This is a genomic window from Micromonospora sp. NPDC049359, from assembly GCF_044466585.1.
Classification (GTDB): domain Bacteria; phylum Actinomycetota; class Actinomycetes; order Mycobacteriales; family Micromonosporaceae; genus Micromonospora.
On the sequence record NZ_JBITMW010000008.1, the window covers coordinates 89,591 to 108,273 of the forward strand.

Consider the following 18,683-nt stretch of genomic DNA (forward strand, 5'->3'; position numbering starts at 1 on the left):
GGCGGGCCGATCAGGCGGGCCGATCAGGCGGGCCGATCAGGCGGGCCGATCAGGCGGGCCGATCAGGCGGGCCGATCAGGCGGGCCGATCAGGCGGGCCGATCAGGCGGGGCGGCTTGAGCCCGACAGCAGCGAGCGGGTGGCCTCCCAGCCTTCGAAGGCCGGGTCCAGCGCGGCGAGGTCGGCCGGGCCACGCTGGCGTCGCCAGCCGGCCGTGACGGCGACGTCCCCTGGCTGGGGGGCGCCGACCCGGGCGTCGGCCGGCATTGCGGTGTCAAAGTCGAGCGGGGGCAACCACTGCGGCACGGGCAGCCGTACGGCCACTCCGAGCAGACCCGGGCCGCCGCCCTCGGCCGGGGCGACGGCGACCGACCGGGTAGTGAGCGGGCGCAACAGCTTGCCGACGGTCAGCGCGGGCAGGTCGGGCACGTCACCCGCGAGCACTGCCGCCTGGTCGTAGCCGTCCAGCGTGGCAAACACCGCGTTCGGCGTCGGCTCGGGTACCTCGTGGACCGCGGTGCCGGGCCAGACCAGCGCGTCCGCCAGCGGACGGTCTGCCGGGGTCACGGCGACGGCCACATCCACCTCGTTGAGGGTCGCGACCAGGTCGATGACATCCTCGGCGAGCGCCGCCCGCCACTCCGCCAGGTCGATCCCCGGCGGCGACCACCGCACCGGCCCGAACATGACCACCACCACCCGCCCCGCCATGACCCGACCCTAACGCCCCGACCCACCGCCTCACTCACCCCACCGACGCCCACCCCGCCGAGCCCAACGCGCGCCGAGCCCGCCTCGCCGAGCCCAACGACTCGGCCCGCCGCACCGCGCCGGCCCAGACGGGCCTAGACGGCCGATGGGCCCGGTGATCGACTCCACACCGGTGAAGTCGGGGCATCCCGACGCCAGGACACCCCAACATCGGCGAACCGGAGTCGATCAAGCCGGGCAGGCACGCAAGCCGGGCAGGCACGCAAGCCGGGCAGGCACGCAAGCCGGGCAGGCACGCAAGCCGGGCAGGCACGCAAGCCGGGCAGGGCCCTAGGCGCGTCAGGCCGGGCAAGGTCACCGGCTGGGCTGAGCCCAGGGGCGGGTCAGGTGGGGACGGGGGCGCAGGATGCGGCGGCGACGCCCTCCAGGTAGCCGCGCGCACGCTCCGACTTGGGGTACCGGCCGACGAGCCCCCAGAAACGGGCGTTGTGGCTGGGCACGATGAGGTGGGTCAACTCGTGCAGCAGCACGTAGTCGATCACCCAGTCGGGCATGTCCTGGACGCGATGCGAGATGCGAATGCTGCGGTCGGCGGGGGTGCAGGAGCCCCAGCGGCCGTTCTGGTTGGTGACCCATCGGACGCTGGCCGGCACGGCCTTCTCGCCGTAACCGCCCAGGTAGAGGTCGATCAGCCGGTTGGCCCGGGCGACGAGTTCGTCGTCGGAGCGGGCCAGTCGACCCTCGCGGGCGGCGAGCCGTGCCAACATGCGGTCGACCCACTCGCTCTCCTCGGCCCGGGAGAACTGGTCCGGGATGAGGACGACCACCCGCTCACCGTCACGGTACGCAGACACCGTGCGTCGCCGACGCTGGCTGCGCCGTACCTCGACGACCGGCTTACGCGTCCCCGCCATCACTGGGCCGCGCAGCCTCGGCTACGTGTCACGAGGGAAAGCTAATGCGTACTGACCAGGGGTCCGCAAGAGTCAACCGCGCGACACGCGCCCAAAAAATGGTGATTGGTCGCCCGGCGTCCCGAAAATTTCTTGACCGGACCACCGCCGAGGTGCCATCACGCCGTCTCGTCACCCACCGTGTACGCCGGCGGCGGCATCGCGCGGTCCGCCCCTCCACCGTAGGTGATCACCGCGCTCGACGCTGCCGCGGGGGCACCCGCAGGGGTGGCTGTGAGGGTTTGGTCGGCGTGTCCCCGCCAAACTGACTTATCCGACCTAATTCGCCATGCACACTCTCGACGTCGACTTGCTCACAGTGACGATGCACAGCTGACATGGAACTGCCCAGACCTGGGTAGGGTCCGCGAACCAGCGGTCACGAAGGTGGCCGTGGAGTAAGCCCCAGCGCCGGCGCCCCGTGAGGTCCGCCGCCGGGCATTCCGCCGGAACCGTATTGACCGGCGGACGAGACGAGGAGGGCACCGTGGCCGACCAGGCCCAGACCTACAACGGTTACTGCGTGAAGTGCAAGGAGAAGCGGGACTTCGAGGGGCACGTGGAGGTCTCGAAGACCGGCATGAACATGGCCAAGGGCAAGTGTCCGGTATGCGGCACAACAGTGAACCGGATTCTCGGCAAGGCGAAGGTCTGACCCGTACGGATCTGCGGGGGCGGGACGGCGGAGTGGCCGTCCCGCCCCCGTTGCCGTTCCGCCCGTAGGTGACTCTGTCGGGTGGCCGACAGCACGCGCAGTGGCCTGTGGATAACCCCGCAGATCCTGTGGACAAGGCTGGATACGGCCTTGGACGCCTGTGGACAACGATCGACCGAGCGCACGGATGCGGTCACGATTCGTCACCATGAGTCGTACGCCGCTGCCTCGCCCCACCCTGCTGCCCGGCCTGAGCCGGCTCTGGCGGGATCGGCACACCCTGCAGATCGGCCTTGGCCCCGGGCTCGCCGTACTGGTGGAGCTGACCAATCCGCGCACCGCTCACCTGCTCGATCTGCTGGACGGCACCCGCAGCGAGCGGGACGTACTGACCGAGGCCGGCGCCGCCCAGGTCGCCGCCGACGACGCTCGTACGCTGCTGGACGCCCTGCGCGCGGCGGGCCTGCTGGTGCCGGCGCACACCCTGCTCCCCCGCGACCTCGCCGGGCCGGTCCGGGCCCGGCTCGCCGCCGAGGCCGGAGCGTTGGCGCTGGCGGCAGCCCGGTTACCCGGCACCCCGGCGCAGGTCCTGCGCCGTCGGCGGGCGGCCCGGGTGCTGCTCACCGGCGGCGGTGCCCTCGGCGGGCCGCTGGCGCTGGCGCTGGCCCAGGCCGGCGTCGGCCAGGTGATCCCGCACCTCAGCGGCCCGGTACGACCGATCGACCTGATCGGGACGGGCATTCCCGCTGCCGAGTTGGGCCGGCCACTGGCCCCGGCGATCCGGGCGGCGGTCGACCGTGTCGCGCCGGGCACCGGCACCCACCCGGTCCGGGCCGCCCGGACGGATCTGGTGATCCAGTTCGGCGCGGACCGTCCGCCCGCGCTGCTCGCCGCCGGTCTCGCCCAGCGCCGCCAGCCGCACCTCATGGTGACCGTCCGCGAGGGCGTACCGGTGATCGGGCCGCTGGTCCGTCCGCCCGCCGGGCCGTGTCTGCGCTGCGTCGAGCTGCACCGGGCCGACCGCGACCCGGCCTGGCCAGGGCTCGCCGCTCAACTGGCCGCGGCGCGGCCGGTGACCGCCGGCGCGACCGGCACACTGTTCGCGGCGATCGGATACGCGGTGGCGGAGGCCCTGGCCCACCTCGACGGCGGGCAGCCCGAGACGCTGGGGGGCGCCGTGGAGATTTCCGGCGCGGGCCGGTTCCGGCGGCGGGGCTGGCCGCCGCACCCGGCGTGCGAGTGTTCGCGGCGCCGGGCGTACGCACCAGCCCGGCCGCACGGCAGCATCGGACCCCTCCGGTCGGTAACAATGGCGAAGTGACCGACATCCCGCGCCGGGCCGTGTCCCGGACCGCCAAGCTCGCCGCTCTGCCGCTCGGCTTCGCCGGTCGGACCGTCCTCGGCATGGGTAAGCGCGTCACCGGGCTCGCCTCCGACGTCATCTCGGCGGAGATCCAGCAGCGCACCGCCGAGCAGTTGTTCAGCGTGTTGGGGCAGCTCAAGGGCGGGGCGATGAAGTTCGGCCAGGCGTTGTCGGTCTTCGAGGCGGCCCTGCCGGAGGAGATCGCCGCCCCCTACCGACAGGCGCTGACCAAGCTTCAGGAGGCCGCGCCGCCGTTGCCCGCCGCGAGCGTGCACAAGGTGCTGGCCGAGCAGCTCGGTCCGGACTGGCGCGACCGGTTCGTCGAGTTCAACGACACCCCGGCCGCCGCGGCGAGCATCGGTCAGGTGCACCGGGCACGGTGGCGGGAGCCGGGGTACGGCCCGTCCGGCGAGCCGAACAGCCGCGACGTGGCGGTCAAGATCCAGTATCCGGGTGCCGGCGACGCGCTGCTCGGCGACCTCAAGCAGCTCTCCCGCCTCGGCGGAATGTTCCGGGCGATTCAGCCCGGCCTCGACGTCAAGCCGCTCCTCGTCGAGCTGCGCGAGCGGATCACCGAGGAGTTGGACTACGAACTGGAGGCCGAGTCGCAGCGGGCCTTCGCCGCCGCGTACGCCGACGACGAGGAGATCTACATCCCGGGCGTCGTCTCCGCGTCGCCCCGGGTGCTGGTCACCGAGTGGGTGACGGGCACACCGCTCGCCGACATCATCCGGGACGGCAGCGAGGAGCAGCGGGACGAGGCCGGCCGACTGATGGCCACGCTGCACCTGTCCGCACCCCAGCGGGCTGGTCTGCTGCACGCCGACCCGCACCCCGGCAACTTCCGGCTCCTGCCCGACGGACGGCTCGGGGTGATCGACTTCGGCGCGGTGGCCCGAATGCCGGAGGGCACACCGGAGCCGATCGGCTTCATCGCCGGTCGGGCGTTGCGCGGGGACGCGGACGGCGTGGTGGCGGGGCTGCGGGACGAGGGGTTCATCGGGGCCACCGACGAGATCGACGCCGAGGGGGTCCTCGACTTCCTCCGCCCGATGCTGGAGCCCATCGCCGCCGACGGGTTCCGGTTCACCCGGGCCTGGCTACGCGCCGAGGCGGCCCGGCTGGCCAGCCCCCGATCCCCCACGTACCAGTTGAGCCGGAAGCTCAACCTGCCACCGTCGTACCTGCTCATTCACCGGGTGACGCTCGGGTCGATCGGGGTGCTCTGCCAGTTGGAGGCCAAGGCCCCGTACCGGAGCATCCTGGAACGCTGGCTGCCCGGCTTCGCGCCGGTCGCCTGAGGACGTAAGGGAAGGGCGGGTGCCGGTCGGCACCCGCCCTTCTGCGTGGGGTGGTACTAGAGAACGCCCAGGTCGCGCGCCGACTGGCGACGGCTGTTCATGGCGACGGTACGGGCGGATCGGGTTGCCTCAGTGCTCGTGGTGGTACGACCGGCCTGAGGCCGGCGCATTCGAGCCCTGGTCAGCGCTTCGTGGAGTAGTTGCATCTCGTAGGCGCCACTCGGAACGTTCAACATCGTCTTCTCACTCACTGCCGGTGTGACACCGGCGTCGTTGGAACGGGTCGGGAACATGTCAGGCTGCCAGCCGGACCGCGCCTCGCACCTCGGACAGCCCACTGGCCGCCAGGCGAGCCTCGGCCTCGACCCGGAGCGCGGCGTCACGAGCGACGTCCTCCTTACGCGGACGGCCACGGGGCCGCTTGCGCGGGACGACCGCGCCACGCTCGAAGATCTCGCCGCCCCAGACGCCCCACGGCTCCGCTCGCTCCACCGCCCCGGCCAGGCACTCGACGCGCAGCGGGCAGTCCCCGCAGAGCGACTTGGCCAGCTCGAGCTCGGCAGGCGAGTCGGAGAACCACAGGTCGGGGTCGAACTTCCGGCAGGGCAGGTTCGCCTCCAACTCGACGCTCACGTCGATGGGGGCCAACGCCAGACTCATCTCCCGGTCACCTCTCTCTCACTTCGATCTCGTGGATCGCATTCCGACGTACTTACGGCGGGGCAAAAAACTGAGGCCGCGGATCCCGGTAATCGGGTTCCGCGGCCTCGAGGTGAGCCGGTGTCTGAGATTCAGACCGGTCTACCTCGAGGTGGAACGCCGCGGACATCCGTACGCTTCTTGGCGCCATCGATGCCCATGCCCGTGAAGCCACTGGTCCCCTGGACTCCGGCATTCGGCGCAACGGTCAGATTCAGCTCGGTCTGAACCTGGTGCACCTGCGAAGCCCACGGTCGGGTAGCCACAAGAGCCACCCGGACAGTCGACAGCGGAGCGCAGACAGACGGCATCGCCGTCAGACGCTCATAGGTGAAGATCTTCACGGGTGCCACCTCCCTCACGTTCCTCGGATCGACTGGACCAACCCCCGTGAGCAGCCGGAATGGCGCCGCTCGCGTGGTGTGTCCTGAGGTTATTCCTCGCCTGGGCGCGAGGGCAAACGAATTTACGACGAGATTTCGAAAGTTTTCTCCGGGCAGACGTCGTCCACCCCCGCGCCCCCCACGAGCGCCAGCACCGACTCACCGTAGAGGCCGAGTTTGCGGGGGCCGATGCCGGCGATCGCGATCAACTCCTCCGGCCGGCCGGGTCGCCGCTCCGCCAACGCGGTCAACGTGGCGTCGGTGAACACCACGTACGCCGGGACCTTCTGCGCGCCGGCCACCCGCTGCCGCCACTCGCGCAGGCGTTCGTGCAGCTCGTCGTCGATGTCGGACGGGCAGGTGGGGCAGCGGCCGAGTTTGCGGTCCGGGCCGGCGAGCAGGGTGGCGCCGCAGATCCGGCAGGAGACGATCTGCGTCCGACGCCGCTCGGGTCGCCGGGCCCCGCCCGTCGAGGCGCCGGCCCGCTCGGTGCCGCCGGAGCGGTCCAACTGGGGCAGGAACCGCGAGGGCCGCCGGGCCCGTCCGCCCGGCGACCGAGCGGCGGCGTACGACAGCCAGAGCCACTGCCGGGCCCGGGTGATCCCGACGTACAGCAGCCGGCGTTCCTCCTCCACCTGCTCGACGGTTTTGGCGTACGTGGTGGGCAGCGTGCCCTCGGCGAGGCCGACCAGGAACACCGCGTCCCACTCCAGCCCCTTGGCCGAGTGCAGGGACGCCAGCGTGACCCCGTCCACCGTCGGCACGTGCTGCTGGGCGGCCCGACGGGCCAACTCCTCGGTGAAGTCGGTGAGGGTGACCGGACGCTCCACCGACGCGGCCTCGCCGATCGGCACCAGCTCGGGCGTGGCCGCGTACTCCTCGGCGAGCTGGACCAGCGCGGCCAGCGCCTCCCAACGTTCCCGGGCGGCGCCGCCGGCCGGGGGCGCGTCCGGCGCCCAGCCCACGGCGGTGAGCGCCTCGACGACGGCGGTCGGCAGCGGGGTCTCCCCCGGGATGGACCGGGTGGCCGAGCGCAGGGCGACCATCGCCTGACGGACCTCGACGCGCTCGAAGAAGCGCTCGGCACCCTGCACCACGTACGGCACGGCGGCCTCGGTCAGCGCCTTCTCGTACGCCTCGGACTGCGCGTTGGTCCGGAACAGGATGGCGATCTCCTTCGCCGGGGTGCCGGAGTCGATCAGCGCCCGACAGCGCGCGGCCACCGCGTTCGCCTCGGCCGGCTCGTCGGTGAAGATCCGCAGGTCGGGTTCCGGGCCCGGAGGGCGCTGTCCGGTCAACTCCAGTCGCAGCCGCGCCTCGGTCCCGCGAGCCTGGGAGATCACGGCGTTGGCGAGCCCGACGACCTGCGGGGTGGAGCGGTAGTCCCGGACCAGCCGGACCACCGTGGCGTTGCGGTGCCGGCGGGGAAAATCGACCAGGTACGCCGAGGTCGCCCCGGTGAACGAGTAGATCGTCTGGCTGGCGTCGCCGACCACGGTCAGGTCGTTGCGGCCGGCCAACCAGGCGTCCAACAACCGCTGCTGGAGTGGGTTGACGTCCTGGTACTCGTCGACCACGAAGTGCCGGTACTGGCTGCGGATCTGCTCGCCGACGTCCGGATGCTCCTCGATGCCCCACACCGCGGCCCGCAGCATGTCCTCGAAGTCGATCACGCCGTTGGAGCGCTTGAGCTGCTCGTACGCGGTGAACACATCGGCGACCTTCGCCGGCTCGTGCGGCGTGTCCCGCAGCGCGCGGGCCGCCGCGACGACGTACTCCCCCGGCTCGACCAGCGACGACTTGGCCCACTCGATCTCGCCGGCCAGGTCCCGCGCAGCGGCCCGGTCGGCACGCAGACCGACCCGCGCGGCGGCGAGGGTGACCAGCCGCACCTTGCTGTCCAGCAGCTCGGGCATGGCGCGGCCGGCCAGCAGGCGGGGCGCGAAATAGCGCACCTGACGCAGCGCGGCCGCGTGGAATGTCCGTGCCTGGACGCCCTGGGCCCCGAGCAGCGTGAGACGGTGACGCATCTCGGCGGCCGCACGGGCGGTGAACGTGACGGCGAGCACGTGCCGGGGGGAGATCTCGCCGGAGAGCGCCCGGTGGGCGATCCGGGAGGTGATCGCACGGGTCTTGCCGGTGCCGGCTCCGGCCAGGATGCACACCGGGCCCGCCGGCGCGGTCACCGCGGAGCGCTGCTCCGGGTCCAGCCCGGCGAGTACGCCTTCCGACGCTGAGTGAACCCCCACAACCAGGAATCATCTCAGCTCCCCCGGGTGTTGTAGCGGACAGCCTCGGCTTGATCGGCAAGCCGGCGGCCAGAGCGGTTGGAGGATCCGATCATGCTGACGATGTATTCCACTCCCTGGTGCGGCTACTGCCACCGGCTGAAGTCGCAGCTCGACCGGGAAGGCATCGGGTATGAGGTGGTCGACATCGAGCAGGACCCGAAGGCCGCGGACTTCGTGATGAGCGTCAACGGCGGCAACCAGACGGTGCCGACGCTGCGTTTCGATGACGGCAGCGCCCTGACCAACCCGTCGATCGCGCAGGTCAAGCAGCACCTGGCGACGTTGGGCGCCTGACTGCAGGCGTAACGACCTCGACGAACGGCCACCCCCGCGGGTGGCCGTTCGTCGTGTCCGGCCTCCCGTCAACGCCGGAACGGCCGCCGGGTGGACACGGTCACCGAGCTGTCGATGCCGGCGTCGAGTGGGCGGCGTGGCCCCGGAAGGGTCGGCGGTGTGGTCTTCGCGCCGCCGGACGGCGCGCTGAGGTGTCGGCCCCGCCACAGGTAGCCGCCGGCAGCCAGCGTCGCCACCCCGACCAGCACGAACAGGGCACGGTAGTCCAGGACGCCGACCAGCAGGGCGCCCGCGCCGATGGAGAGCGCCTGCGGCCCGCTGACCAGCGCCTGGGTGGCCGCTGCCACCCGTCCGACCAGGGCGGGCGGCGTGCGCCGCTGGATCAGCGTTTGCAGACCCACCATCGTCAGCGGCAGCGAGACGCCGGCCAGCAGCACCGCCCCGAACCCGAGCGGCAGGTCGGGGTACGCGAGCGCGAGCGCCGCCGGAGCGAAGAACGCCACCCCGGCGGCCAGGGTGGCGACCTCGCCGAGTCGCCGGACCAGGACCGGTGAGCAGATCCCGCCGCACAGTCCGCCGACGCCCTGCACCATCACCAGCACGCCCACGAACGCGGCGTCCCGGCCCAACCCCTGGTCGACGTACGCGAAGATCAGCGACTCGCTGAAGCCCATCACCAGCGACCCGAGCCCGTAGCCGACGAGGGCCCGGCGCAGCGCCGGCTCACCGGTCAGGTGTCGCAGGCCGGCGCCCAGCTCGGCGGGCCACCGCAGCCGTACGGTGGGCGGCGGCTGTGCCGGGCTCGGCACCGCGGTCACCACCACGGCGGCGGTCATGAAGCCGACCATCCCGATGCCGGCCAGCGCCCACCCGCCGAGCGCCGCGTAGAGCGCCGCGCCGGCCAGGGGGCCGACCAACCGCAACCCCTGGCGTACGGTCTGCAGCACGCCGTTCGCCTCGGCCAGCAGCTCCACGGGCACCAGTTGCCGGATCAGCCCGCTGAGCGCCGCGCCGAGCGTGATGGAGGACAGGCCGTACAGGGCGGCGACCAGGTAGACGCGCCACACGTCGCCCGCGTCGCGGACGGTGAACAGCGGTACGAGCAGCACCGCGGTGACCGCGTTCGCGGCCACGAAGAAGGGTCGGCGTGGGTACCTGTCGACGAACCACCCGACCAGCGGTGCCATCGTCATCGGGGCGACAACGGCGAAGATGATGCCGCCGGCCAGCCCGTCGGAGCCCGTCAGGTCCTTGACCCAGATGGCGAGCGCGAGTAGCAGGATCGACTCGGCGGTCATGCTGGCCAGTAGGCCGCCGAACAGGAGACGGAAGTCGGGTCGGCGCAGGACGGTGCGCATGGGTCCCTCCGGCAAGGTGGCGTGCCCGGCTGGGCGCGGTCGACGAGGCTGGGACCGCGGGTCCGTCATCGTCCGGCGTACCCGTGGTCCATTTTTGGCAAGACACGCCCCCGCCGGAACCTCCGACACCGGTCGCGCCGTCCATACTGACCGTGGGGGGCGAATTTCATACAGTTACCGTCGCGTCTGCGGCGGACGACGGGAAAGAGGACACTGTGCCTCCTGCCGCACCCAGCCCAATCATGCGCCGCCGGCGGTTGGGCATCGAACTGCGCAGTCTGCGTGAGATCGCAGGCCTCACCGGCGACCAGGTCATCGAGCGGATCGGCTGGGCGTCCGCGTCCAAACTGTCCCGCCTGGAGAACGGCCGCAGTAGACCGGACCCGCAGGACGTCAGCGTCCTGCTGGACCTGTACGGCGCCGACGCCGCCGCGCGCGAGGAGTTGCTCGGGATCGCCGGTGAGGCCGGCGACATGCGCGGCTGGTTGAAGAACTTCCCGGTGATGACGCAGCAGCAGCGGAGCTGGGCCGAGTTGGAGGCCGGCTGCGCGGAGATCTCCGAGTACAACCCGGTGCTGGTGCCGGGCCTGCTGCAGACCGCCGGATACGCGCGGGTCCGACTCCAGTCGGCCCGTCGGGTGAGCGAGCGGGCCGGCGAGCCGGAGCCGGCCGACGAGTTGGAGACCGAGGTCAAGGCGCGGCTGGCCCGTCAGACGCTGCTGACGCGCGAGCCGCACGCGCCGACCTACACGGCCGTGCTGGAGGAGGCCGCCCTCGGCCGTCGGTCCGGGCCGCCCGAGGTACTGCAGGAGCAGTTGCACCAACTCTGCGAACTTGCTCTGCTACCGAACGTGACGCTGCACGTGCTTCCGCGGGACACTCAGGTGGGCGATTGGTACCTTCCGCCGACCGCCTTCTCCCTCTATCGGTTCGCCGATCCGCTCGATCCGGAGACATTGGCCATCGAAGGGGGGTTCGTCGACGTCATGTCGACCGAGTCAATCACGCTAAATCGCTATAAAGTAGTGTTCGAGTGGCTATGCACGGCGGCACTAGACGCTTCGGACACCCTCTCCTGGCTGATCGAGGCGACGGGACGGCCGACCGGGGCGGCACCCGTATCCACAGTGGCGTTCGGGCCGGCAACGGCGCCGACCCAACGTCGCCGTGATTCGGGACGACTGACGGACCGGTGATCCACGGGGGACCCTCCGTCGGGGCGTGCGGCACCACTCGTCCCATCGGAGCGGTTCACATCAGGAGCAGAACCATGAACGACATCCACCACACGCCGTCCGTCTCCGCCAGCTCCCTGGCGGACGCCCCGTGGCGTACCAGCACACGTAGCCAGACCTCCAACTGCGTGGAGGTCGCGCCGCTGGGCACCGGCCCGTCGGCGGTCGCGCTGCGCGACAGCAAGGACCGGGGCGGCCCGGTGCTGCTGTTCAACCGGGCCGGTTGGCTCGGCTTCATCGCTGGAGCGAAGACGGGCCAGTTCGATCTGAACTGATCCTCCAATGTGGGGCGGGGCCGTCGGCACAGTGCCGGCGGCCCCGTCGTCGTATCCGCCGACGCCCCCGCTGACCAGGCATCCGCCGATCGGACGAGGCTCAAAACCAATAGGCGCGTTTCACTTGCTGGGATGAACACGGGGCGTAACATGACCCACGAGAAACGTGGAACTTCCACACACCGGCTCATCCGTCGCGGTTCATCCGGAGACCCACATGCGGTTCCTGATCGTTCGCACCGACATCCGCACCGTCGCCGACGGTGACATCGCCGCCGCCTGGGCGGACGGCCACCGCCTCCGTGACGAGACCACCACGCCCGAGCCGCGCCGGCAGACCGTGCACGCCGAGGACCGGGACGCCGCGCTGGTGCTGGCCCGGGCCCTGTCCACCGTCGGCGCGGTACGGGCCGGCAAGCAACGGGTCAAGGTCCTGCCGCTCAACGAGCCGCAGCCCGCCTTCCGGCGCAGACCCGGCCGCACCGGCACCTGACCCACCAGACGTCCACCGTGGTCGGCTCGGCTCCCCCGCCGCGTCATACCGCTCCCACCGACCACGGCGGCCCGTGTTCCCGGCCCGTGACCGTCGCGGCAACGGCGGCCACGGGCCGGGACCGTGCTCACCGGGCGGCGTCCACCCACCCGTCCAACCAGCGGTGGATGAGGAACAACGCGATCGACGACGGCGGCGGCAGGATCAGCTGGGCCCCGTCCCCCACGTCCACGGCCCGCCCCGCGCACGCCGCCCCGATCTCATCCCGGGTGAACCACCGGGCGTACGCGATCTCGGACGGGTCGACCCGCACCGGGTCGGACGGGTCGGCGGTGGCCAGGAAGCCCAACATCAGCGAGCCCGGGAACGGCCAGGCCTGGCTGCCGACGTACCCGATCCGCTCGACCGCGACGCCCACCTCCTCGCGGACCTCGCGCAGTACCGCGGCCTCCGCCGACTCCCCCGGCTCGACGTAACCGGCCAGGCAGGAGTAGCGCCGGCCGCCCGGGGTGCCCGGCCAGCCGGCGTTGTTGCCGAGCAGGCAGCGGCCTTCGGGGCCGTCGACGCCGTCGTGCACCAGCACGATCATCGCCGGATCGGTACGCGGCCAGATCCGCCCGCCGTTGCGATCCACCCGCGACCAACCGGCCTCGTCCATGACGGTGGGCGCGCCGGTCGCCGACGAGTAGCCGTGCCGGGTGTGCCAGTTCAGCAGCGCGAGCGCGGTCGTGAAGAGGCCGGCCTCCCGGTCACCCAGCAGGTGGCCCACCTCCCGCAGGTTGACCGCGCGGGTGCCCGGCAGCGCCGGCAACGGGGCGTCGACCGCGAACACCGGCACCCCGTCCGGTTCGACACCGAGGAACATCGCCGTCGACTCCGCGCCGGCCGGCGCGTCGGCCGCGCCGAACAGCACCAGCGTCGGAGGCGACACGTCGGTACGCGCGAGCGTCCGCCCGTCGTTGGTCGAATCGAGCAGCAGCACCCTGCCGCGCAGCCACGCCTCGGTCAACCACTGCGCGTCACCCCGGCGGTGCGCGGCCCGATCCAGCGTCGAGCGCGCCAGCGGTGGCGCGCCCTCGCCGCTCACGGCTGCACCGGCTCGGTGTGCACGGGCGTCAGCGCGGTCAGCCCCGGGGTGATCCGCTCGGCGTCGCCGAGCACGACGACCACCGCCCGAGCGGGCGCGAGGTAGTGGGCGGCGACCCGGGCGACGTCGTCGACGGTCGCCTTCGCGAGGCGGGACGCGTACTCGGCCAGGAAGTCCAGGCGCAGGCCATTGCCGGCGTACGCGCTGGTCAGCGCCGCCAGACCGGCCTGGGTGGACATTCCGAGCTGGAGCGTGCCCAGGGCGTACTGGCGGGCCTGCTCCAATTCCTCGGGCTTCGGCGGCAGCGAGGCCAGCCGACCCAGCTCGTACGTGGTCTCCAGCAGCGCCGGGCCGGTGACCTCGGTGGCCACCTCAGCGCCCGCGACCAGCACCGATCCGGCCACCGAGTGCTCGATCACCGAGTGCGGGCCGTACGTGTAGCCCTTGTCCTCGCGGATGTTCTCCACCCAGCGGGACGAGAAGTAGCCACCGAAGATCAGGTTGGCCAGTTGCAGCGGGGCGTGGTCAGGGTCGGTACGCGGCACGGCCGGCAGCGCGACACGCAGCGAGGACTGCACCGAGCCGGGCCGGTCGACCAGCAGCAGCGGCCCCGGCGTCAGCGGCGGGGTGGCCGGCAGGGTGGCCGTACGCCCGGCCCCGGCCCAACTGGACAGCGCCCGCTCGGCCGCGTCCAGGGCCTTCTCCGGCTGCACGTCGCCGACCACCACCAGCTGCGCCCCGGCGGGGTGCACCCGCTCGGTGTGCAGGCTGCGCAGCGCCGCCGGTCGTACGGCACGGAGCTGGCCCGGCTCCGGGGTCTGCGTGGCGTACGGATGCCGCCCGTAGATCCGCTTCAGGAGCGCCTCGCGGGCCAGGTGCGACGGCTGGCTCTGCGCGACCTGGATCCGGTCGATGAGCCGGTCCCGCTCGGCGGCCACCTCGTCGTTCGGGTAGCTGGCGCCGGTCAGCACCTCGGCCAGCAACTCCAGCATCCGGTCCAGGCCGGTGACCAGCCCCGCGCCGGAGATCATCAGCCGGTCGGGGTCGACTCCCGCGGATAGGCCGCCGCCCACCTTCTGCAGCTCGGCGGCGAGCTGCACGCTGGTCATCGACTCGGTGCCGGAGAGCATGGTCTGGGAGAGCATCGCCCCGCGCGCGAGGTGGGCGCGGCCGAACGGCACCCAGAGCCGGAGTTCGACCAGGGGCACGGCGGGCCGGCGTACCGCGATGACGGTGAGCCCGTTGCCCAGCGTCCGCTCGGCCGCCTTGGGCACCTTCAGCTTGCGGGTGGGCCCGAGCGGGGGGAGCGTACGCGGCCCGACGGTGGCGGTGGTCGTGGTCGTCATCGGGTGCCTCCGGGGATGACCTCGACCGTCGCGCGGCGTTCCGGGCGCAGGGTGGCCGCGGCGGCCCGGACCTGTTCCTCGGTGACGTCGCCGACCAGTCGGGGCAGGTCGTTGAGCAGGCCCGGCTCGCCGCGTTGCTGCTCCAGGACGGCCATCCGCAGCGCCCGGCCGAGCACCGCGTCGGTGTCGCGCAGCAGGTGGGTGGCCATCCGCGCCTGGGTGCGGGCCAGCTCGCCGTCGGTCAGCCCGTCGGTGGCCAGCCGGTCCAGCTCCTCGTCGATGGTGCGCAGCACCTTGTCCACGTCGCCGCCGGGCGGCAGGTGCGCCTGCAACAGCAGCGCCGTCGGGTCGCGCACGTCGAACGGGTCGCCCATGAAGCCGAGGTAGCCACCCAGGCTGGTCACCGTGCGGTCGCGCTGCACCAGGCGTTCGACCAGGCGGGACGCTTCGCCGTCGGTGAGCACCTCGGCCAGCACCACGTACGGCAGGTAGGCGGCGAAGTCGCCGACCGGGTCGGGCACCCGCCACGCGCCGGCCACCGCCGGCAACGGCGCCAAAGCGTCGGTGTACGAGCTGCGCCGCTCGGCGGTCAGGTCGGGCTCGGTGAAGTCGGGTCGTCGTGGCGCGGGACGGGCCGGCACGTCCCCGAAGTGCCGGGTCACCAGCTCGGTCGCCTCGGCCACGTCGATGTCACCGCTGACGGCCAGGACCGCGTTGCCGCTGGCGTAGTAGCGACGGAAAAAGTCGGCGGCGTCGGCGACGGTGGCCGACTCCAGGTCGTCGAAGGAGCCGTAGCCGTCGTGCGCGTTCGCAAAGGTGTCGAACATGACCGGCGGCAGGGTCAGCCAGGGAAAACCACCGTACGGCCGGCTGAGCACGTTGACCCGGATCTCCTCCTTTACGACGTCGACCTGGTTGCGCAGGTTCTCCTCGGTCAGTCGGGGCGCCCGCATCCGGTCCGCTTCGAGGAACAGGGCGCGTTCCAGGGCGTTGCTGGGCAGCGTCTCGAAGTAGTCGGTGTAGTCCAGGTGGGTGGAGCCGTTGAACGTGCCGCCGGCGCCCTGCACGTGCCGGAAGTGAGCCAGCTTCTCCAGGTTCTCCGAGCCCTGGAACATCAGATGCTCGAAGAGGTGGGCGAAGCCGGTACGCCCCTGGGGCTCGGAGCGGATGCCGACGTCGTAGACCACCGCCACCCCGATCACCGGGGCGCTGCGATCGGGGGTCAGGACCACCCGCAGGCCGTTGTCGAGGGTGAACCGCTCGACCGGATACTTCGTCGCTGGAATTCTGGATCTCCGCGCCGCCACGGGATCGACCCTAGCGCGTCGGCACCCCCGCCACCGGCGACCTTCGCGCAGCCGCTGCCACCGGCTTGAGAGGTCGACCACTTACCACAGCAAGACAGTAGGAAATGCCGACATAACTGAGACGCCCCTTCCCGGCATGTGGATGCCTCTTGACGCTGCTCGCAGCCTGGCCCAGTCTTCCTACCAACTAAGTAGGAATACTGCGGATTGGATGGACGATGAGACGCCTCCCCCTGCGCCGGTTGGTCACCCTGGCCACCCTCACCGCTCTCGGCGCGGCGACCCTGGGCAGCACCGCCGCGTGCGGCGACGACAGCGAGGGCGCGGGGGGCGGCTCCGGCCCGGTGACCCTGCGGCTCGGCTACTTCCCCAACATCACCCACGCGCCGGCCGTCGTCGGCGTGGAGAAGGGCATCTTCGCCGAGAAGCTCGGCGCCGACGTCAAGCTGGAGCCGAAGACCTTCAACGCCGGCCCGGCCGCCATCGAGGCCGTCTTCTCCGGTGCGCTGGACGCGACCTACATCGGCCCGAACCCCACCGTCAACGCGTTCTCCAAGTCCAAGGGTGAGGCGGTTCGGGTCGTCTCGGGCGCGGCCTCCGGAGGCGTGGCGCTGGTGGTCAAGCCCGGCATCAACGGCCCGCAGGACCTCAAGGGCAAGAAGGTCGCCACCCCGCAGCTCGGCAACACCCAGGACGTGGCTGTCCGCTACTGGCTCAAGCAGCAGGGGCTGACCACCACCAAGGAGGGCGGCGGCGACGTGAAGATCGTGCCGCAGGAGAACGCCCAGACGGTGGAGACGTTCACCAGCGGCGCGATCGACGCCGCCTGGGTGCCCGAGCCGTTCGTGTCCCGGCTGGTCAACGCCGGCGGCAAGGTGCTCGTCGACGAGCGGGACCTGTGGCCGGACAAGAAGTTCGTCATCACCAACCTGCTGGTCAGCACGAAGTTCCTCAAGGCGCACCCGGACGTCGTGCAGAAGCTGGTCGACGGCCAGGTCGCCGCTAACGAGTTCGTCAACAGCAAGCCGGACGAGGCCCAGCAGGCCATCTCCGACGCGATCGGCAAGATCACCGGCAAGCCGCTGGACCTCAAGCTGATCAAGCAGGCATGGCCGACGTTGGAGTTCACCAACGACCCGATCGCCACCTCGCTCAAGGCCGGGCTCGACCACGCCGTCGAGGTCAAGCTCACCGAGCCGGTCGACCTCAAGGGCCTGTACGACCTGACGTACCTCAACAAGTCGCTCAAGGCCGCCGGCAAGCCCGAGGTCACCCAGCCATGACGTCGACCACGACGACGCCGCAGAGCGCGACCACCGCGGTCGCGCTCTCCGGGGTAACCAAGGTGTACGGGCGCGGGGCGAACGCCGTACTGGCCCTGGACGGGGTCTCCCTCGACGTCGCGCCGGGCGAGTTCGTCTGCCTGGTCGGCGCGTCCGGCTGCGGCAAGAGCACCCTGCTCAACCTGGTCGCCGGCCTGGACCGGCCGAGCGGCGGCACGATCGGCATCGCCGGAGACGCCAGCCCGGGGCTGATGTTCCAGGAGCCGGCGCTGTTCCCGTGGCTGACCGTCGAGGCCAACGTGGAGGTGCCGCTGAAGCTGCGGGGCCTCTCCCGTGCCGAACGCCGCGACCGGGTCGCCGAGCTGCTGCGCACGGTGCACCTGGCCGAGTTCGGCCGCAAACGCCCGCACGAACTGTCCGGCGGGATGCGCCAGCGGGTCGCGCTGGCCCGCACCCTGGCCCTGGACACGCCGGTGCTGCTGATGGACGAGCCGTTCGGCGCGCTGGACGCCATGACCCGCGACATCCTGCACGACGAGTTGGAACGCATCTGGTCAGAGCGCCGACTCTCGGTCCTGTTCGTCACGCACAACGTGCGCGAGGCCGCCCGGCTGGCCGACCGCATCATCCTGCTCTCCAGCCGCCCCGGCCGGATCATCTACTCCACCGAGGTGGACATCCCACGGCCACGACGGATCGACTCCCCCGAGGTCGCCGCCATCGCCGCCGAGGTCACCGAACGACTCCGTACGGAGGTGGGCCGCCATGGCCAGTGACACCCTCACCAGCTCGGCGCGTAGCGACGCGGAGATCACCGGACTGGACGCGCTGGAGATCGCCGGCCGGGAGAAGGAGGTCTCCCGGGGCACCCGGCTCTGGGCGGCCACCTGGCCCAAGCTCGCCGCGCTGGCGATCGCCATCCTGGCCTGGCAGGTGGTGGTCTGGTCGGGCTGGAAGCCGCCGTACTCCCTGCCCGGCCCGTTGGTCGTGGGCCGTGAGCTGATCACCCAGGCCCAGGGCCCGCAGCTCTGGGAGGGCCTGCTCACGACGCTGCGCCGAGCGGCCGTCGGGTACGTCTTCTCGGTCGCGGTCGGCCTGCTCCTGGGCCTCGCGGTGGCCCGGTCCACGGTGCTGCGCGCCGCCATCGGCTCGATGATCACCGCGTTGCAGACCATGCCGTCGATCGCCTGGTTCCCGCTGGCCATCCTGCTGTTCGAGCTGAGCGAGAAGGCCATCTTCTTCGTGGTGGTACTCGGCGCGGCGCCGTCCATCGCCAACGGCGTGATCTCCGGAGTGGACTACGTCCCACCGCTGCTCCTGCGCGCCGGACGCAACCTGGGGGCCCGTGGGCTCAACCTCTACCGGTACGTGATCGCGCCGGCCGCGCTGCCGGCGATCGTCGCGGGCCTCAAACAGGGCTGGGCGTTCTCCTGGCGGAGTCTGATGGCCGGTGAGCTGATCGTGGTCGGCATCTCGCAGACTTCGCTCGGCGCGCAGCTCACCTACTCCCGGGAGCTGTCCGACGCGCCGTGGCTGCTCTCCACGATGATCGTCATCCTGGTGCTCGGCCTGGTCGTCGACGCCGCGTTCGGCGCGGCGGACAAGGCGATCCGACGTCGCTGGGGCGTGCTCGACCAGGCGGGCAACTGA

19 protein-coding genes are annotated in these 18,683 nt (G+C 71.7%); 10 read left to right on the top strand and 9 right to left on the bottom strand.

The annotated features are described in order from the left end of the window. Positions 1-101: 101 nt before the first annotated feature. Positions 102-710 carry a hypothetical protein gene (locus ACIBTX_RS19405; protein ID WP_357125952.1) on the bottom strand — a complete coding sequence of 203 codons (609 nt, stop codon included), beginning with the start codon at positions 708-710 and terminating at the stop codon, positions 102-104. Positions 711-1,093: 383 nt separating this feature from the next. Beyond that, positions 1,094-1,624, bottom strand: coding sequence for a M48 family metallopeptidase (locus ACIBTX_RS19410; protein WP_357125955.1), 531 nt, complete (start codon positions 1,622-1,624; stop codon positions 1,094-1,096). A gap of 526 nt (positions 1,625-2,150) precedes the next feature. Here ACIBTX_RS19410 and ACIBTX_RS19415 point away from each other — a divergent pair. From ACIBTX_RS19415 to ACIBTX_RS19425, 3 genes are all read left to right on the top strand, one after another. Then, positions 2,151-2,318: a DUF5679 domain-containing protein gene (locus tag ACIBTX_RS19415; protein ID WP_007464795.1), complete on the top strand. Its 168-nt coding sequence runs from the start codon at positions 2,151-2,153 to the stop codon at positions 2,316-2,318. Positions 2,319-2,526: 208 nt separating this feature from the next. Continuing rightward, positions 2,527-3,639, top strand: a complete 1,113-nt coding sequence (locus ACIBTX_RS19420; protein WP_357125958.1) for a hypothetical protein — start codon at positions 2,527-2,529, stop codon at positions 3,637-3,639. Beyond that, positions 3,636-4,982 carry an AarF/ABC1/UbiB kinase family protein gene (locus ACIBTX_RS19425; protein WP_357125961.1) on the top strand — a complete coding sequence of 449 codons (1,347 nt, stop codon included), beginning with the start codon at positions 3,636-3,638 and terminating at the stop codon, positions 4,980-4,982. The genes ACIBTX_RS19420 and ACIBTX_RS19425 overlap by 4 nt, the downstream gene beginning before the upstream one ends. Positions 4,983-5,276: 294 nt before the next feature. Here ACIBTX_RS19425 and ACIBTX_RS19430 read toward each other — a convergent pair whose 3' ends face one another. The 3 genes from ACIBTX_RS19430 to ACIBTX_RS19440 form a co-directional block, all read right to left on the bottom strand. Next, positions 5,277-5,642 (bottom strand): WhiB family transcriptional regulator, encoded by a 366-nt coding sequence (locus tag ACIBTX_RS19430; RefSeq protein ID WP_355050569.1) that lies wholly within the window; start codon positions 5,640-5,642, stop codon positions 5,277-5,279. A gap of 131 nt (positions 5,643-5,773) precedes the next feature. Then, positions 5,774-6,025 (bottom strand): hypothetical protein, encoded by a 252-nt coding sequence (locus tag ACIBTX_RS19435; RefSeq protein ID WP_357125966.1) that lies wholly within the window; start codon positions 6,023-6,025, stop codon positions 5,774-5,776. A gap of 122 nt (positions 6,026-6,147) precedes the next feature. Continuing rightward, positions 6,148-8,313, bottom strand: a complete 2,166-nt coding sequence (locus ACIBTX_RS19440) for an ATP-dependent DNA helicase UvrD2 (protein ID WP_396832817.1) — start codon at positions 8,311-8,313, stop codon at positions 6,148-6,150. 93 nt (positions 8,314-8,406) lie between these two features. Here ACIBTX_RS19440 and ACIBTX_RS19445 point away from each other — a divergent pair, with 93 nt between their 5' ends. Then, positions 8,407-8,649: a mycoredoxin gene (locus ACIBTX_RS19445; RefSeq protein WP_357125972.1), complete on the top strand. Its 243-nt coding sequence runs from the start codon at positions 8,407-8,409 to the stop codon at positions 8,647-8,649. A 68-nt stretch (positions 8,650-8,717) separates the two neighbouring features. Here the strand turns inward: ACIBTX_RS19445 and ACIBTX_RS19450 are convergent, their stop codons facing one another. Next, positions 8,718-10,076, bottom strand: coding sequence for an MFS transporter (locus ACIBTX_RS19450; RefSeq protein ID WP_357125975.1), 1,359 nt, complete (start codon positions 10,074-10,076; stop codon positions 8,718-8,720). A gap of 146 nt (positions 10,077-10,222) precedes the next feature. Between ACIBTX_RS19450 and ACIBTX_RS19455 the strand changes: the two genes are divergently transcribed. The 3 genes from ACIBTX_RS19455 to ACIBTX_RS19465 all read left to right on the top strand — a co-directional run bounded on the left by ACIBTX_RS19455 (position 10,223) and on the right by ACIBTX_RS19465 (position 12,010). Beyond that, positions 10,223-11,203: a helix-turn-helix transcriptional regulator gene (locus tag ACIBTX_RS19455; RefSeq protein ID WP_357125978.1), complete on the top strand. Its 981-nt coding sequence runs from the start codon at positions 10,223-10,225 to the stop codon at positions 11,201-11,203. A 74-nt stretch (positions 11,204-11,277) separates the two neighbouring features. Continuing rightward, a complete protein-coding gene (locus ACIBTX_RS19460; protein WP_357125981.1) occupies positions 11,278-11,517 on the top strand; it encodes a DUF397 domain-containing protein in 240 nt (79 codons plus the stop codon). Between the two features lie 217 nt (positions 11,518-11,734). Beyond that, complete coding sequence (locus ACIBTX_RS19465; protein ID WP_355050778.1) at positions 11,735-12,010, top strand: hypothetical protein; 276 nt, start codon at positions 11,735-11,737, stop codon at positions 12,008-12,010. A 127-nt stretch (positions 12,011-12,137) separates the two neighbouring features. On the opposite strand, the gene nudC is transcribed toward ACIBTX_RS19465, so the two are convergent. Genes nudC through ACIBTX_RS19480 form a run of 3 tightly spaced genes read right to left on the bottom strand, consistent with a single transcriptional unit; the run spans position 12,138 to position 15,750 of the window. Then, positions 12,138-13,097 carry an NAD(+) diphosphatase gene (nudC, locus tag ACIBTX_RS19470; RefSeq protein WP_357125985.1) on the bottom strand — a complete coding sequence of 320 codons (960 nt, stop codon included), beginning with the start codon at positions 13,095-13,097 and terminating at the stop codon, positions 12,138-12,140. Next, positions 13,094-14,443, bottom strand: a complete 1,350-nt coding sequence (locus tag ACIBTX_RS19475) for a pitrilysin family protein (protein WP_357125989.1) — start codon at positions 14,441-14,443, stop codon at positions 13,094-13,096. The genes nudC and ACIBTX_RS19475 overlap by 4 nt, the downstream gene beginning before the upstream one ends. Next, entirely contained in the window at positions 14,440-15,750 is a 1,311-nt protein-coding gene (locus ACIBTX_RS19480; RefSeq protein WP_357125991.1) for a pitrilysin family protein, read from the bottom strand. Before ACIBTX_RS19480 ends, ACIBTX_RS19475 begins: the two co-directional genes overlap by 4 nt. 218 nt (positions 15,751-15,968) lie before the next feature. On the opposite strand from ACIBTX_RS19480, the gene ACIBTX_RS19485 reads away from it, so the two are divergent. Genes ACIBTX_RS19485 through ACIBTX_RS19495 form a run of 3 tightly spaced genes read left to right on the top strand, consistent with a single transcriptional unit; the run spans position 15,969 to position 18,683 of the window. Beyond that, complete coding sequence (locus tag ACIBTX_RS19485) at positions 15,969-17,033, top strand: ABC transporter substrate-binding protein (RefSeq protein ID WP_357125994.1); 1,065 nt, start codon at positions 15,969-15,971, stop codon at positions 17,031-17,033. Continuing rightward, positions 17,030-17,809: an ABC transporter ATP-binding protein gene (locus ACIBTX_RS19490; protein ID WP_357125997.1), complete on the top strand. Its 780-nt coding sequence runs from the start codon at positions 17,030-17,032 to the stop codon at positions 17,807-17,809. The genes ACIBTX_RS19485 and ACIBTX_RS19490 overlap by 4 nt, the downstream gene beginning before the upstream one ends. Then, entirely contained in the window at positions 17,799-18,683 is an 885-nt protein-coding gene (locus ACIBTX_RS19495) for an ABC transporter permease (RefSeq protein ID WP_357126000.1), read from the top strand. The genes ACIBTX_RS19490 and ACIBTX_RS19495 overlap by 11 nt, the downstream gene beginning before the upstream one ends.

Excerpts from the sequence above, each read along its gene's own strand:
- ACIBTX_RS19450 (WP_357125975.1), bottom strand. The coding sequence starts at position 10,076 with ATGACGGACCCGCGGTCCCAGCCTCGTCGACCGCGCCCAGCCGGGCAC.
- ACIBTX_RS19420 (WP_357125958.1), top strand. The coding sequence starts at position 2,527 with ATGAGTCGTACGCCGCTGCCTCGCCCCACCCTGCTGCCCGGCCTGAGC.
- ACIBTX_RS19490 (WP_357125997.1), top strand. The coding sequence starts at position 17,030 with ATGACGTCGACCACGACGACGCCGCAGAGCGCGACCACCGCGGTCGCG.
- ACIBTX_RS19410 (WP_357125955.1), bottom strand. The coding sequence starts at position 1,624 with ATGGCGGGGACGCGTAAGCCGGTCGTCGAGGTACGGCGCAGCCAGCGT.
- ACIBTX_RS19445 (WP_357125972.1), top strand. The coding sequence starts at position 8,407 with ATGCTGACGATGTATTCCACTCCCTGGTGCGGCTACTGCCACCGGCTG.
- ACIBTX_RS19465 (WP_355050778.1), top strand. The coding sequence starts at position 11,735 with ATGCGGTTCCTGATCGTTCGCACCGACATCCGCACCGTCGCCGACGGT.
- ACIBTX_RS19495 (WP_357126000.1), top strand. The coding sequence starts at position 17,799 with ATGGCCAGTGACACCCTCACCAGCTCGGCGCGTAGCGACGCGGAGATC.
- ACIBTX_RS19430 (WP_355050569.1), bottom strand. The coding sequence starts at position 5,642 with ATGAGTCTGGCGTTGGCCCCCATCGACGTGAGCGTCGAGTTGGAGGCG.
- ACIBTX_RS19405 (WP_357125952.1), bottom strand. The coding sequence starts at position 710 with ATGGCGGGGCGGGTGGTGGTGGTCATGTTCGGGCCGGTGCGGTGGTCG.
- ACIBTX_RS19485 (WP_357125994.1), top strand. The coding sequence starts at position 15,969 with ATGAGACGCCTCCCCCTGCGCCGGTTGGTCACCCTGGCCACCCTCACC.
- ACIBTX_RS19460 (WP_357125981.1), top strand. The coding sequence starts at position 11,278 with ATGAACGACATCCACCACACGCCGTCCGTCTCCGCCAGCTCCCTGGCG.
- ACIBTX_RS19475 (WP_357125989.1), bottom strand. The coding sequence starts at position 14,443 with ATGACGACCACGACCACCGCCACCGTCGGGCCGCGTACGCTCCCCCCG.